The 14607-nt window shown below is 68.0% G+C and carries 15 protein-coding genes; 11 read left to right on the plus strand and 4 right to left on the minus strand.

All coding sequences use genetic code 11. From position 1 onward, the window contains the following. A complete protein-coding gene (gene ccoP / locus AC2ITM_RS03050; protein ID WP_486468367.1) occupies nt 1–861 on the plus strand; it encodes a cytochrome-c oxidase, cbb3-type subunit III in 861 nt (286 codons plus the stop codon). A 141-nt stretch (nt 862–1002) separates the two neighbouring features. Here ccoP and AC2ITM_RS03055 read toward each other — a convergent pair whose 3' ends face one another. After that, a complete protein-coding gene (locus tag AC2ITM_RS03055; protein WP_486468368.1) occupies nt 1003–1188 on the minus strand; it encodes a hypothetical protein in 186 nt (61 codons plus the stop codon). A gap of 95 nt (nt 1189–1283) precedes the next feature. Between AC2ITM_RS03055 and AC2ITM_RS03060 the strand changes: the two genes are divergently transcribed. From AC2ITM_RS03060 to ccoS, 5 genes are all read left to right on the plus strand, one after another. Continuing rightward, entirely contained in the window at nt 1284–2195 is a 912-nt protein-coding gene (locus tag AC2ITM_RS03060) for a LysR family transcriptional regulator (protein ID WP_486468369.1), read from the plus strand. A gap of 100 nt (nt 2196–2295) precedes the next feature. Beyond that, entirely contained in the window at nt 2296–3849 is a 1554-nt protein-coding gene (locus AC2ITM_RS03065; RefSeq protein ID WP_486468370.1) for an RdxA/RdxB/FixG family protein, read from the plus strand. Continuing rightward, nucleotides 3846–4328, plus strand: coding sequence for a FixH family protein (locus AC2ITM_RS03070; RefSeq protein ID WP_486468371.1), 483 nt, complete (start codon nt 3846–3848; stop codon nt 4326–4328). The genes AC2ITM_RS03065 and AC2ITM_RS03070 overlap by 4 nt, the downstream gene beginning before the upstream one ends. 3 nt (nt 4329–4331) lie before the next feature. Further along, nucleotides 4332–6521, plus strand: coding sequence for a heavy metal translocating P-type ATPase (locus AC2ITM_RS03075; protein ID WP_486468372.1), 2190 nt, complete (start codon nt 4332–4334; stop codon nt 6519–6521). A gap of 5 nt (nt 6522–6526) precedes the next feature. Next, the gene (ccoS, locus tag AC2ITM_RS03080; RefSeq protein ID WP_486468373.1) at nt 6527–6685 is read left to right on the plus strand and encodes a cbb3-type cytochrome oxidase assembly protein CcoS; all 159 of its coding nucleotides are present in this window, start codon (nt 6527–6529) and stop codon (nt 6683–6685) included. Between the two features lie 70 nt (nt 6686–6755). Here ccoS and AC2ITM_RS03085 read toward each other — a convergent pair whose 3' ends face one another. Both AC2ITM_RS03085 and AC2ITM_RS03090 read right to left on the minus strand, forming a co-directional pair. Continuing rightward, nucleotides 6756–8243, minus strand: coding sequence for a D-alanyl-D-alanine carboxypeptidase family protein (locus tag AC2ITM_RS03085; protein WP_486468374.1), 1488 nt, complete (start codon nt 8241–8243; stop codon nt 6756–6758). A gap of 306 nt (nt 8244–8549) precedes the next feature. Next, complete coding sequence (locus tag AC2ITM_RS03090; protein WP_486468375.1) at nt 8550–9254, minus strand: HAD family hydrolase; 705 nt, start codon at nt 9252–9254, stop codon at nt 8550–8552. A 150-nt stretch (nt 9255–9404) separates the two neighbouring features. Here AC2ITM_RS03090 and clpS point away from each other — a divergent pair, with 150 nt between their 5' ends. The 5 genes from clpS to AC2ITM_RS03115 all read left to right on the plus strand — a co-directional run bounded on the left by clpS (nt 9405) and on the right by AC2ITM_RS03115 (nt 13544). Next, on the plus strand, nt 9405–9725 hold the full coding sequence (gene clpS, locus AC2ITM_RS03095; RefSeq protein WP_486469383.1) for an ATP-dependent Clp protease adapter ClpS: 321 nt from the start codon (nt 9405–9407) through the stop codon (nt 9723–9725). A gap of 7 nt (nt 9726–9732) precedes the next feature. Further along, the gene (locus tag AC2ITM_RS03100; RefSeq protein ID WP_486468376.1) at nt 9733–10779 is read left to right on the plus strand and encodes a class I SAM-dependent methyltransferase; all 1047 of its coding nucleotides are present in this window, start codon (nt 9733–9735) and stop codon (nt 10777–10779) included. A 4-nt stretch (nt 10780–10783) separates the two neighbouring features. Continuing rightward, nucleotides 10784–11584: an SDR family NAD(P)-dependent oxidoreductase gene (locus AC2ITM_RS03105; protein ID WP_486468377.1), complete on the plus strand. Its 801-nt coding sequence runs from the start codon at nt 10784–10786 to the stop codon at nt 11582–11584. Between the two features lie 78 nt (nt 11585–11662). Beyond that, nucleotides 11663–12553: an oxygen-dependent coproporphyrinogen oxidase gene (gene hemF, locus AC2ITM_RS03110; RefSeq protein ID WP_486468378.1), complete on the plus strand. Its 891-nt coding sequence runs from the start codon at nt 11663–11665 to the stop codon at nt 12551–12553. Nucleotides 12554–12653: 100 nt separating this feature from the next. Next, nucleotides 12654–13544: a YihY/virulence factor BrkB family protein gene (locus AC2ITM_RS03115; RefSeq protein WP_486468379.1), complete on the plus strand. Its 891-nt coding sequence runs from the start codon at nt 12654–12656 to the stop codon at nt 13542–13544. Here the strand turns inward: AC2ITM_RS03115 and hemE are convergent. Continuing rightward, nucleotides 13541–14575 (minus strand): uroporphyrinogen decarboxylase, encoded by a 1035-nt coding sequence (gene hemE / locus AC2ITM_RS03120; RefSeq protein ID WP_486468380.1) that lies wholly within the window; start codon nt 14573–14575, stop codon nt 13541–13543. The two genes, AC2ITM_RS03115 and hemE, sit on opposite strands and share 4 nt — an antisense overlap. Nucleotides 14576–14607: the final 32 nt, after the last annotated feature.

The raw sequence follows: 14607 nt of genomic DNA on the forward strand, positions 1-14607 counted from the left end.
ATGAGCGACGATCTTAAGGAAAAGCACGGCACCACCGGCCACAGCTGGGATGGTATCGAAGAGCTCAACACGCCATTGCCGCGCTGGTGGCTGTGGACCTTCTACGCCTGCATCTTCTGGGGGCTGTGCTATTCGATCGCGATGCCGGCCTGGCCCTTGATCAAGGGGGCGACGCCGGGCCTGCTGGGGTTCTCGACCCGGGGGCAGGTCGCCAAGCGCATCGCCGAGGTCGACGCGGCCAATGCGGGCATCAACGCCCAGCTGGCCTCGACCGAGCTGACGCAGATCCCGCAGGACCCCAATCTGAACGGCTATGCCGTTTCCGCCGGGGCGGCTGTGTTCAAAACCTGGTGCGCGCAGTGCCATGGCTCGGGGGCGGCGGGGGCCACGGGCTTTCCGAACCTGCTGGATGACGACTGGCTGTGGGGCGGCAAGATCACCGACATCTACTATACCGTCACCCATGGCGTGCGGAACCAGACCGACCCCGAGGCGCGCTATTCCCAGATGCCGGCCTTTGGCACCGACGGCCTGCTGAAGGCGGATCAGATCGACGCGGTGGTGAACTATGTCATGTCGCTGTCGGGCACGCCGCAGGATGCCACGCTGGTGGCGCAGGGGGCGCAGGTCTTCGCCGACAACTGCACCGCCTGCCACGGCGAAAACGCAAAAGGTGATCGAGATCAAGGCGCGCCGAATCTGACCGATGCTATCTGGCTGTATGGCGGCGACTACGCCTCGATCCATACCACGGTCGAGCAGGCCCGCTTTGGCGTCATGCCCGCCTGGGGCCAGCGCCTGAGCGAGGCGCAGGTGCGCGCGGTTGCCACCTATGTGCATCAGCTGGGCGGGGGCGAATAACCCCGGCCGGCACGACATTCCTCCGCGTGGGGCTACTGCGGAGGGGTACAGGCCCCGGTCGAGACGTCCTGTTCGCGTTTCCATCGACCGAGGCCGCAAAAGGAACGGCCCGTCCCGTGATCCGGGGCGGGCCGTTTCCGTTCACGGCGCCAGGGCGGGTGCGCCGGCGCGGCCCAGGGCCGGGCGGCGGGCCTCGGCTTCGCGGGGCGGGGCTGCCAGGGCGGCCTCATCCTCGGGTTCGGGCAGGCGCAGCCGGGGCAGGGGCCCCTCAGTCAGGGGCTGGACCCGGGCGGCGGTCATGAAAGTTTTCGCGAAGATCTGGAACATTGTCTGGGCTCCTTTGCGGGGTCTGGCCCCGGTGTAGCGCCGATAGGAGCCTTTCTGCTATTCAGCAATCTTTCCGTCGTGTAATCCTGCCTTACATGATCGACTGGCTGGCCCTGCCTCCGCTGACCGCGCTGCGTGCGCTTGCCGCCCTGGCCGAGACGGGCTCGACCGTGGCGGCGGGGGCGCGGCTGAACGTCAGCCATGCCGCGGTCAGCCAGCAGCTGAAGGCGCTGGAGCAGCACCTGGGCCTGCGGCTGGTTGATCGCACTGGCCGCCAGCTGGCCCTGACGGACGAGGGGCGCCAGATCGCCGATGCGGTGATCGGCGGCCTTTCGGGGGTCGAGGCGGTGATCGCGCGGCTGACCGGGCAGGAGGGGGTGCGGCCGCTGACGGTCTCGTGCACGCCGGCCTTTGCCGGGGCCTTCCTGCTGCCGCGGCTGGCGGGCTTCCAGACCGCGCATCCGGGCGTGTCGCTGATGATCGATCCGACCGCCCAGCTGAAGGACGTGGGCCCCGCCGGGGTCGAGATCGCCCTGCGCTACGGCACTGGCGACTGGCCGGGCCTTGAGGCCGAGCTGCTGATCCTGACCCCTGTCGCCATCGTCGCCGCGCCGGATCTGGTGCCGGGCACGGGGATGGTCGATCCGGCGTCGCTGTCGGGCTATCCCTGGTTGCAGGAACTGGGCACCTCCGAGGCCAGCGATTTCCTGTCCTGGCACGGCGCGCGGCTGGAGCTGGGGCAGGGCGTGACCTCGATGCCGGGGAACATGATGCTGGATGCGGCGCGCGATGGCCGGGGCATCGCGGTGATCGCGCGGGCCTTCGCGGAACCCGACATCGCGGCCGGCCGGCTGCGGCTGCTGTACGAGGATCGCCGCAAGAAGGGCTATTACCTGGTGACGCGGCCGGGTCATCTGCGGCCCGTGGCGCGCGATTTCTGCCGCTGGATCCGCGCCCAGGCCCGCGATCTTCCCGGGGGGGCGGGACAACAGGCCGCACACGCATAGGTATGGGGAAAATGTCGGATTTGATACAGGTCAAGGTTGGGTAAGAGGTCTCGGGTAACAAGGCCACAGTGATGCCCAACTCATCCGCAGGGAGACCCCCTTGGCCGCCGAAGACACCAATGCCCCCAAGCTTTACGCCGCGCGCGAGCCGATCTTTCCCCGTAAGGTTTCGGGCACTTTCCGCAACCTCAAGTGGCTGATCATGGCGGTGACGCTGGGCATCTACTACCTGATGCCCTGGATCCGCTGGGACCGTGGCCCGAACCTGCCCGACCAGGCGGTGCTGGTCGACCTGGCGAACCGGCGCTTCTACTTCTTCTGGATCGAGATCTGGCCGCATGAATTCTACTTCATCGCTGGCATGCTGGTGATGGCGGGGCTGGGGCTGTTCCTGTTCACCTCGGCGCTTGGCCGGGTCTGGTGCGGCTATACCTGCCCGCAGACCGTCTGGACGGATCTGTTCATTGCGGTCGAGCGCTGGATCGAGGGCGACCGCAACGCCCGCCTGCGCCTGCAACGCCAGCAGAAGTGGGACGCCCGCAAGTTGCGGCTGCGGCTGACGAAATGGGCCGCCTGGCTGGTCATCGGCCTGGCCACCGGGGGGGCTTGGGTCTTTTACTTTGCCGATGCGCCCTCGCTGCTGCTGGATCTGCTGACCTTCAACGCGCATCCGGTCGCCTATACGACCATGGGCATCCTGACGCTGACGACCTTCTTTTTCGGCGGCTTCGCGCGGGAACAGATCTGCATCTATGCCTGCCCCTGGCCGCGCATCCAGGCCGCCATGATGGACGAGGACACGATCACCGTGGCCTATCGCGAATGGCGGGGCGAACCGCGCGGCAAGCACCGCCGCCGTGCCGCCATGCAGGAACGGGCCGATGCCGCGGCCTCGCTGCGGGTCGTCGGCCCGAAAGAGGGCGGCACGGTGCCCTTCATCGCCATGCCGGGGATGCCCTCGGGGGTGGGCGGCGCGATCCCGGCGAAAGAGACGCTGGGCGACTGCATCGACTGCAACGCCTGCGTCAACGTCTGCCCGATGGGCATCGACATCCGCGACGGCCAGCAGATGGCCTGCATCACCTGCGCGCTGTGCATAGATGCCTGCGACGAGGTGATGGACAAGATCGGCAAGCCGCGCGGCCTGGTGGGCTACATGGCGCTGACGGATGAAACCGCCGAACGCTCGGGCAAGGCGCCGCGATCCGTCTGGCGGCATATCCTGCGGCCGCGCACGATGCTGTACACCGTGCTGTGGTCCGGCATCGGCATCGGGCTGCTGGTGGCGCTGGCGCTGCGCTCGGATATCGACATGACGGTGGCGCCGGTGCGCAACCCGACCTTCATTACCCTCTCCGACGGTACGATCCGCAACGTCTACGACGTCCGCCTGCGCAACAAGCATGGCGAGGAACGCCCGTTCCGGCTGGGCGTCCTGGGCGATCCCGCGATCACCGTCCGGGTCGAGGGCAGCAGTGACGACACGGTGATGGTCGCCCCCGACAGCGCCCATCTGGCCCGCGTCTACCTGGAGGCCCCGAAGGGCACCGCCCCCGCCACCGCCGAACGCACTGGGGTCGAGCTGACGGTCACCGACACCCTCAGCGGCGATCAGGCCCACCGCGACACCGTCTTCAACGGAAGGACCAGATGATGAGCGATACCGGCATGGGCGAACAGGGCTTCCGGCTGAAGGGCTGGCACGTGCTGGCGGGCTTCGTCGGCGCCTTCGGGGTGATCATCGCGGTCAATGTCTACATGGCGACCCAGGCGATCCGCACCTTCCCGGGGCTCGAGGTCGCCAATTCCTATGTCGCCAGCCAGGAATTCGACATCCGCAAGGCGGCGCAGGAAAAACTGGGCTGGACGGTGCGCGCCGATGACGAAGGCGACATGATCCACCTGCAGATCACCGACCGCGAGGGCCATCCCGTCCGCGCGAAGGAGCTGCACGCCACCATCGGCCATCCCACCATGGCCGCCGATGACGTGACGCCGCAATTCGCCTGGAACGGTGCTTTCTACGAGGTGCCGCTGACCCTGCGCGGCGGCAAGTGGATCGTCCGGCTGGAAGCCATCGCCCAGGACGGCACGCTGTTCACCCAGCGGCTTGACCTGCATATCGGGGACTGACCCATGACGACGGCACAGATCTCGGCCCCGTTGTCGGCCTGCCCGGCCTGTTCCGCGGCGCCTTCGGCGCAGGATATCGCGGCGCGGGCGGTGCAGGACGCGACGCTGGCGCTGTCACTGCCGGGGATCCACTGCGCCGCCTGCATCGACACGGTCGAACAGGCGCTGACCGCCCAGCCCGGCGTGCAGGAGGCCCGCGTCAACCTGACCCTGAAACGCGCTATGGTCCGCGCCGCCCCGGGTGTCACCGCCGAGGCGCTGGTGCAGGCGGTGCAGGCCGCGGGCTACGAGGCGCATGAACTCGACGCTGGCACCATCGCCGCCACCGCCACTGACCGCGCCGGGCGCGAGCTGCTGATGCGCCTTGCCGTGGCGGGCTTTGCCAGCATGAACGTCATGCTGCTGTCGGTCTCGATCTGGTCGGGGGCCGAGGACGCCACCCGCGACATGTTCCACTGGATCAGCGCCGCCATCACCTTTCCCGCCATCGCCTTCTGCGCCCAGCCGTTCTTTCGCAACGCGGCGCGGGCGCTGGCGGCGGGGCGGCTGAACATGGATGTGCCGATCTCGCTCGCCATTCTGCTGGCGCTTGGCATGTCGCTTTGGGAAACCATGCTGTCGGGCGAAGAGGCCTATTTCGACGCCGCCCTTACGCTGACCTTCTTCCTGCTGGCGGGACGTTACCTGGATCACCGGACCCGCGCCGTGGCGCGCTCGGCCGCCGAGGAACTGGCCGCGCTGGAGGTGCCCCGTGCCATCCGCCTGTCCGGGGGCACCGAACAGGTCGTGCCGGTCGCGGATCTGTCGATCGGAGACCTGCTGCTGGTGCGTCCCGGCGCCCGGATGCCTGTGGACGCAGAGATCGTCGCAGGGACATCCGAGCTGGACCGTTCGCTGCTGACCGGCGAGACGCGCCCCGTGCCGGCCGCCCCCGGCCAGACCGTCAGCGCCGGAGAGGTCAACCTGACCGGCCCGCTGACCCTGCGCGCCACCGCGGTCGGGCGCGATACCTCGCTGGCGCGGATGGCGGATCTGGTGGCGATCGCGGAAAGCGGGCGGGCGCGCTACACGTCTCTGGCCGACCGCGCGGCGCGGCTTTATGCGCCGGGGGTGCATATCCTGGCGGCGCTGTCCTTTCTGGGCTGGTTTGCCGCCACCGGCGATCTGCGGGTGGCGCTGAACATCGCGGCGGCGGTGCTGATCATCACCTGTCCCTGTGCCCTCGGGCTGGCGGTTCCCGCCGTCACCACCGCCGCCTCGGGGCGGCTTTTCCGCAATGGCCTGCTGGTCAAGCACGAGACCGCCCTGGAGCGCCTGGCCGAGGTCGACACCGTCGTCTTCGACAAGACCGGCACCCTGACCACCGGGACGCCGCAGCCGGTGAACCTGGAGGATCACGACCCGCAGGCCCTGGCCCTGGCGCTGGCCCTGGCCGAGGGGTCTGCCCATCCGCTGTCGCGTGCGCTGGCCCAGGCGCTGCGGGCGCGCGGCATTCCCCCCGCCCCGGTGCGGGATCTGCACGAACGCCCGGGCTACGGCACCGAGGGGCGGCTGGACGGCCGCCGGGTGCGGCTGGGACGCGGCAGCTGGCTGGACGCCCCGCAGGACCCCGCACAGACCGCCGCCTGGCTGGAGGACGGGCAGGGGGCGCCAAGGGTCTTCCTGTTCGCCGACAGCCTGCGCTCGGGCGCCGAGGCGGCGGTGCAGGCGCTGAAGGCCGACGGGCGGCGGGTGCTGCTGCTGTCGGGCGATGCGCCGGCGGCGGTGCAGGCCCTGGCCGAGCGTCTGGGCATCGACGACTGGCAGGGCGGTGCGCTGCCCTCGGACAAGGCGGACCGGGTGCAGGCGCTGCAGGCGGCAGGGGCGAAGGTGCTGATGGTGGGCGACGGGCTGAACGACACGGCTGCGCTGATTTCCGCCCATGCCTCGATTTCGCCGGCATCGGCGCTGGATGCTGCGCGGGTTGCCTCTGATGTGGTGCTTTTGGGTGGCGACCTGTCGCCCATTCCGGCGGCTTTGCGCACGGCCTCTCGCGCCACCCGGCGCATTCGTGAGAATTTCCGAATCGCGACGCTCTACAACGTCGTCGCGGTGCCTCTGGCGATTGCCGGGCTGTGTTCGCCCCTGATCGCGGCGCTGGCCATGTCGGCCAGCTCGGTCACCGTGTCCCTGAATGCCCTGCGGCTGAGGTAGGTGTGATGGATGTTTTGGTTTGGCTGATCCCGATTTCGCTGTTCCTCGGGGGGCTGGGGCTGGTGGCTTTCGTCTGGTCCGTGCGCACGAACCAGTATGATGACCCCGAGGGGAACAGTCAGCGCATCTTGTCCCAGCAATGGGACAACCACCCCAAGCCCTGATCGCCCCCAAGGTGCGTGACGCGGGCCGCGCCCCAGGGCGCTGGCCCGTTTCGTCGTGCCGGGCCGGCGATCAGGTGTCGGGGCCGACCATGAAGCAGGTGCGGTTGCGGGCAATCAGCCGCTGGCAGGTGCGATCCGCCGCGTCGCGGGTCAGCCCGGTGAACAGCGCGTCATAGCCGGTCGCCCCGCGCGAGACCTCGCGCTTGGCGTGCTGCAGCGTTTCGACCTCGGTCATGGCGGTGGTCAGCATGGATTTCTCGGCGCTGAAGCGCGAGGGGAAACGGCCGACGTTGACCGCCCAGACCGGGTCGCCCTTGTCGCGGGTGACCTGCTTCAGCGGGGCCGGAGCGGTGGCCGTGGCGATGACGGGCGTTGCCGGCGTGGCGGGGGCGTCGTCCGAAACCGGGGTCACGGTGGCGGGGATCTCGGCCGGGGGGGCTTCGGGGGCGGCCTTGGGGAACTGCGCCATCAGGTCCGAGGGGCGCGCCATCGGCTGCAGCCGCGTCACCGCCGAGGCCGGGTCGACGGCCGGGGGCATCTCTGGCGGCACGGCCTGGGCCGGCGCGATCGAGGCCAGCGCCAGCGCTGCGGCCTTGGCGTTCACGTCCGGGTTCACCGGCGGCGGCACGACGGCAGCCACGGCAACAGGCTGGGGCTGCGGTCGCAGCTGCGGTCGCAGCGAGGTCCGCATCACCGGATCGGGGGCGGTGTCGCGCTTGGCCACCAGCATCTGGCTGCCACCACGGTAGCGCGGCGGGGCAGGGGGGACGAAGCGGGCGCTGCGCGGCGCCTTGGCAAAGCCCATGTCCAGCAGTTCCTTCACGCGGTTGTCGCGCCACACGGCGGACTGGCCGCCGAAGACGGTGGCGATGATTCGCACGTTGCCGCGCTTGGCCGAGGCCACCAGATTCGACCCCGACGCGACGGTATAGCCGGTCTTGATGCCGTCGGCGCCCTCATAGCTGCTGAGCAGCCGACGGTTGGTGTTGTAGACGGTCTTGCCGCCCGCATCCGCCGAGCGGCGCGAGAACAGGTTGTAGTACTGCGGGTAATCATACAGCAGGTGACGCCCCAGGATCGACATGTCGCGCGCGGTCGACAAATGCCCCGCTGCGGTCAGGCCGTTCATGTTGACGAAATGCGAATTCTTCATCCCGAGCGCCTTGGCGGTGCGGTTCATCCGTGCGGCAAAGGCGGTCTGGTTGCCCTCGATCGCCTCGCCGATGGCGGCGGCGGCATCATTGGCGGATTTCACGGCCGCCGCGCGGATCAGATAGCGCAGCTTGATCTTCTGGCCGGGGTGCATCCCCAGCTTCGAAGGTTCCATCCCGGCCGCGTAACGCGAGATCGTCACCGGCGTGTCCAGGCTGATCTCGCCGTTGCGGATGGCCTCGAAGCAGATGTAGAGGGTCATCATCTTGGTCAGCGAGGCCGGATGCAGCGGCGTGTCCGCATTCTGCGCATACAGAACCTGACCCGTGCGCGCATCCATCACCAGGGCCGCATAGGGCGCCGCCCGCGCCGTCGTGCCCATCAGCGTCACGGCGATGACCGCCACGCCAATCAAAGTCAGGAAATTCGCAAACCATCCGTTCCGGACAAGCCGAAGCCCCCGCGCCGCCATCTGTCTCACCTATTACTGCCTCACTGCTGCCGGTTTGTCCGACTAGCTTTGCGATAAGGTTAACACAGGCTGAATTTAGCGCAAAGTCATGAAAAAAAGGGGATTTGACCTAGCGGCACGGGTCATCCACATGTGGTGATGTCCAAAGGGTCACACACAAGACCGGCCACGCGGGCCGGTCGGCTTAGGTCAAAACTGTTGCAATCGGGTTGCGGTTTTCGCACCTCGGAGCCTTTGAAATCAGGCGATCTCGTCCAGAAGGGCGGAAAGTTGCCCAAGATGCTCCAGGGCATGGAACCTGTCGGCTTGCGCCGGGGGTTCGGCATGTTCCAGCGCCCAGAGCAGCGCCTGCGGGATGTGCACGCCCCAGCCGCCCGCGGCGATCACCGGCAGCACGTCGGATTTCAGCGAATTGCCCACCATCAGCGCCCGCGTGGGGTCGATTCCATGCCGCGCGAACAGCGCCTGGTAGACGGGCGTCGTCTTGTCCGAGACGATCTCGACCTGGTCGAACAGATCCCCCAGCCCCGATTGCGCCAGCTTGCGTTCCTGGTCCAGCAGGTCGCCCTTGGTGATCAGCAGCACCTGCAGGCCGCGCGCCAGGCTGTCCTCGACCGCCTCGCGGGCATGGGGCAGAAGCTCGATCGGATGCGAGAGCATCTCCTGGCCGGCCTCGATGATCTGGCGGATCACGCTGCCGGGGACGCGGTTTTCGGTGACCTCCAGCGCGGTTTCGATCATCGACAGCATGAAGCCCTTGATGCCAAAGCCGTAATGGCCAAGGTTGCGGCGCTCGGCCGCCAGCAGGGCCTGGTCCAGATGCGCGGGATCGGCGTGATCCTTCAGCAGGGCGGCGAATCGCTCCTGGGTGATCTGGAAGAAACGCTCGTTGTGCCAGAGCGTGTCATCGGCATCGAAGGCCACCGCTGCGATATTTTCGCCCATTTCCCAAGGCCTCCTTTTTGTCGCCCTTTCAACTTCGGGGGCACACGTTATATACAGCTTTCTGATCCAGAAACCTCAAGAGCCGGCGCGAAAGGCCGGCGGCGAGCGAGAAAGCGAAGGCGCGCGATGATGCAGAACCGCCCTTGGACGATGGCCGGCAAGGATGGCGGTGACGACAACGACTTTTCCGTCGTGGTCGACACGCGCCCGCGCACCAAGCGGCCGCCGCTCTACAAGGTGTTGCTGCTGAACGATGATTTCACGCCGATGGAATTCGTCGTCATGGTGTTGGAACGGTTCTTCCACATGAACCACGCCCAGGCCTTCGAGGTCATGCTGACCGTGCACAAGAAGGGCGTCGCCGTCGTCGGCGTCTTCAGCCACGAGATCGCCGAGACCAAGGTCGCCCAGGTGATGGATTACGCGCGCAAGCACCAGCATCCGCTGCAGTGCACGATGGAAAAGGAATAAGCCGCCCATGACGGGCCAAGCTATGGCTGCACGCCTCTCTCTTGCGCTGGAGGCGGGGCTTGACCTGTCCTCTGGCCCGATCGCCGTCCTGGCCCCGCGCATGGGGACCGACCTTGCACCGCTGCCGCAGGATCGCCTGCGGATCGTCACCGGTTTCTACCCTGATTACAAGGCGTTCAAGGCCGCGGGCTATGCCTGCGCCGTGGGCCCCGACTGTGCCGCCAAGGCCGAGGGGCCCTGTGCCGCGGTGCTGGTCTGCCTGCCGCGCGAGAAGGCGCGGGCGCGGGCGCTGCTGTCCGCCGCCTGCATGATGACCGAAGGTCCGGTGATCGTCGATGGCCAGAAGGACGACGGCGTCGACAGCCTGCTGAAGGAGGTCCGCCGCCGCGTCGCGGTCGAGGGGCCGGTCAACAAGGCCCATGGCAAGCTGTTCTGGTTCACCGCCTGCGATGCCTTTGCCGACTGGCAGGGCGCGCGGCAGGAGCTGGCCGACGGATTCGTCACGGCACCGGGGGTGTTTTCCGCCGATGCGGTGGATCCGGCCTCGGCGCTGCTGGGCGCGGCGCTGCCGGAACTGGTGGGCCGGGTCGCCGATCTGGGCGCCGGCTGGGGCTATCTGTCGGCGCGCATCGCGATGATGGCGGGCGTCACCTCGCTGGAGCTGGTCGAGGCCGACCATGCCGCGCTTGACTGTGCGCGGATCAACGTGAGCGATCCGCGGGCGCAGTTCCACTGGGCCGATGCCCGCGACTGGACGGCCCAGGTGCCGCTTGACGCGATCGTGATGAACCCGCCGTTTCACGCGGGACGTGCAGCCGACCCCGAGCTGGGGCGCGCTTTCATCCGGGCCGCGGCGCGCAATCTGGCGCCTGCGGGGCGGCTCTTTCTGGTGGCAAATGCCCATCTGGGCTATGACGAGACGCTGCAGGGCCTGTTCACCACGGTGCGCCCGCTGGAGGGCAGCCGCAGCTTCCGGCTGTGGGTGGCGGAGCGTCCCTCTCGCCAAGGGGCACGCGGGCGGGTAGGCTCGGGCCCGGGACAAACAGGGACTTGATGGAATGACATTCTCGATTGCGGGCAAGACCGCCATCGTGACCGGTGCTGCCAATGGCATCGGTCTGGCGATCGGACGGCTGTTTGCCGACAAGGGCGCCAACGTGGTCTTTGCCGACATGGACGAGGAGCGCCTGAAGGCCGAGCTGGGCGATGCCGTGGACGAGGGCAATATCCGCTACTTTGCCGGCGACCTGCGGGAAAAGCTGACGATCGCCAACCTGCTGTCGACGACGCTGGATGCCTTCGACCGGGTCGACATCCTGGTCAATGCCTCGCGGCAGGTGATGCCGTCCGATCCGCTGGACCCCGATGACGACACGGTCGAGGTGATGCTGCAGCAGAACCTGATGACCGCGCTGAAGGTCAGCCAGGCGGTGGCGCGGCGGATGATCAAGCAGGCCGAGGAAGCGCCCGACGCGCCGGCCGGGGCGATCGTCAACCTGTCCTCGATCGCGGCGCGGCGGGCGCATCCGGACCTGATGGGGTTCTCGATCGCGACGGCGGCGCTGGACCAGATGACGCGCAGCCTGGCGGTGGCGCTGGCGCCGCACCGGATCCGGGTGAATGCGGTGGCCTTCGGGTCGGTCATGTCGACCAGCCTGCAGGAGCGCCTGCGCGAGAACGGCGAGGAGCGCGAGCAGATCGAGGATCACACGCCGCTGAGCCGCATCGCGCCTCCGGGAGAGCTGGCGGAAGCGGTGCAGTATCTGGCCTGCGATGCCTCGAGCTTCATGACCGGGCAGATCATGACGGTGGATGGCGGCCGGACGCTGCTGGACCCGGTGGCGGCACCGGCACATTGAGGGGAGGGGGCTCTGCCCCCGCAGGCCTGCGGCCTGCTCCCCCGGAGTATTTACGGCCAGATGACAGGGAACCAGCCCATGGACGAGATGATGGACGAGAAGGCGCGGGCCAGCGCCTGGTTCAGGGAGCTGCGCGATGCGATCGTGGCGGCCTTCGAGGGGCTGGAAGACGCGCAGGACAGTGGCCCGCTGTCGGAGAGGGCGCCGGGGCGGTTCGAGCTGCGCGAGACGAAGCGGCAGGCCGAGGATGGCGCGGATGCGGGCGGCGGGCTGATGAGCGTGATGCGCGGCGGCCGGGTCTTCGAGAAGGTGGGGGTGAACGTCTCGACCGTGCATGGGGTGCTGGGGGCGCGGGCGCAGGCCGCCATGGCGGCGCGCAAGGGGCTGCCGGGGATGGCCGAGGATCCGCGGTTCTGGGCCGCGGGGATTTCGCTGGTGGCGCATCTGCAGAACCCGCATTGCCCGGCGGTGCACATGAACACGCGGATGTTCTGGACGCCGCATGGCTGGTGGTTCGGGGGCGGATCCGACCTGAACCCCTGCCTGGAATATGCCGAGGATACCGCGCATTTCCATGCCGTGCAGCAGGCCCATTGCGACCGTCACGACGCCGCCTTCTATCCGCGCTTCAAGGCCTGGGCGGACGAGTATTTCTACATTCCCCACCGCAAGCGGGCACGCGGCGTCGGCGGGATCTTCCTGGACGATCATTGCTCGGGCGACTGGGAGGCGGATTTCGCCTTCATCCGCGATGTCGGCCAGGCCTTCCTGCCGGCCTATCTGCCGCTGATCGACAAGCGCCGTGCCCAGCCCTGGGATGCAGCCGACAAAGACGCGCAGCTGGTGCACCGCGGGCTTTATGCGGAATATAACCTTGTCTACGACCGTGGCACCAAGTTCGGCCTGGAGACCGGTCATGACCCGGATGCGGTGCTGATGTCGCTGCCGCCGCTGGCAAAATGGGTCTGAGGGCAACGCCACCCCGGTTTTGCAGCCGAACGGGCGGTTTTGGCGTTTAACCCGTGGGCTGACGCTCTAGGTTCGTCCCGACAGGCAGAGGAACGGGACGATGATGCGGACAGTGCGGCTGATGCTGGCGATCGGCAAGCAGGTGGGCGAGATCAACATGGCGCTGATCGCCGCCGGCGTCGCCTTCTATTCCATGCTGGCGCTGTTTCCGGGCATTGCCGCGATGATTTCCTTGTGGGGGCTGGTATCGGATCCGTCGGTCGTGGTGGACGAGCTGCAGCTGCTGCATGGCATCATCCCCGAACAGGTCTATGATCTGGTGTCGGACCAGGTGATGAAGATCAGCTCGGGCAGCGGATCGGCGCTTGGCTGGACGGGGATCGTATCGCTGGTGGTGGCGATCTGGTCGGCGCGTTCGGGCGTTGCCTCGCTGATGCTGGGGCTGAACCAGATCCACGGAGACCCGAACCGCGGCAGCCTCAAGCATTACATCATCGCGCTGCTGCTGACGGTGGCGTTGCTGGGGGTGGGGATCGTGGCGCTTGGCTCGGTGGTGATCGTGCCGCTGGTGCTGCAGCTGGTGCCGCTGGGTATCCTGTCGTCCCTGCTGATCGAGCTGGTGCGCTGGCTGGCCGCCGTGCTGGCGCTGCTGATGGGGCTGTCGCTGGTCTATCGCTACGGGCCCAACAACCGCGGCCAGCGGTTGAAATGGGCCACCCCCGGGGCGGGGCTGGCGGTGACGGGCTGGGCGATCGCCTCGTTCGGCTTCTCGCTCTACCTGACCAATTTCGCCAATTACAACGAGACCTACGGATCCCTGGGCGCCGCCGTTGCAATGCTGTTCTGGCTGTACCTGTCGGCCTTCCTGGTGCTGCTCGGGGCCTCGCTGAACGTGCAGCTGGCCAAGCGCCGCATCCGGGAGGGCAACGCCCTGCCCGGAGACCGCACCACCGTCGAAGGCCCGCGCGAGACCCGCGAAAGCGCCGTCTAGGCGCCGCGCACCGTCTCGATCATCAGCCGGACGTTGTCGGGATCCGCATCCGGCGTGATCCCGTGGCCAAGGTTGAAGATATGCGGCCCGCCGCGGAAGGCCTCGACGATGCGCTTCGTCTCGCGCACCAGCGCCTCGCCCCCGGTGACCATGTGCGAGGACGCCAGGTTCCCCTGCACGCAGCCGTCGACCTGGACATGCGCCGCCGCCCATTCCGGTTCGACGGAATTGTCCAGCGCCACGCAATCGGCGCCGGTGGCACGCGCAAAGCCCACGTATTTCTCGCCCGCCTCGCGGGGGAAGGCGATGACCGGCACGCCGGGGTGGCGCGCCTTCAGTTCGCTGATGATGCGCCTGGCGGGGGCCAGGGCATAGCGGTCGAAATCCTCGCCCTTCAGCGATCCTGCCCAGCTGTCGAACAGCTTGACGCATTCGGCACCCGCCTCAACCTGCTTCGACAGATATTCGATTGTGCCTTCGGTCAGGCGCTCCAGTAGGGCTTCGAACAGGGCGCGGTTCTCGGCCTTCAGCGCATGGGCGGGTCCCTGGTCGGGGGTGCCGCGCCCGGCGATCATGTAGGTGGCCACCGTCCAGGGGGCGCCTGCGAAACCGATCAGCGTGGTCTCCTCCGGCAGTTCCCGCGACAGGATCCGCACGGTCTCGTAGACCGGTGCCAGCACGTCATGAACGTCGCCCGCCGGCTTCAGTGCGTCGAAATCCCCCTGGCTGGTGATGGTCGACAGCCGCGGCCCCTCGCCGGTGACGAACCACAGATCCGCCCCCAGGGCCTGCGGCAGCAGCAGGATGTCGGCAAACAGGATCGCTGCATCGAACCCATAGCGCCGGATCGGCTGCAATGTCACCTCGGCCGCCAGCTCCGGGTTGTAGCACAGCGACAGGAAATCGCCCGCCTGCGCCCGCGTCGCGCGGTACTCGGGCAGGTAGCGCCCGGCCTGGCGCATCATCCAGATCGGCGGCGTCGGCAGCGCCTCGCCCTTCAGCGCCCGCAGGATCGTCTTTTCCGCCATCACCACACCTCTTGCCAAAATCCCGCCACGGATCG

The sequence above is a fragment of the Pseudooceanicola sp. NS-SX9 genome, from assembly GCF_057380705.1.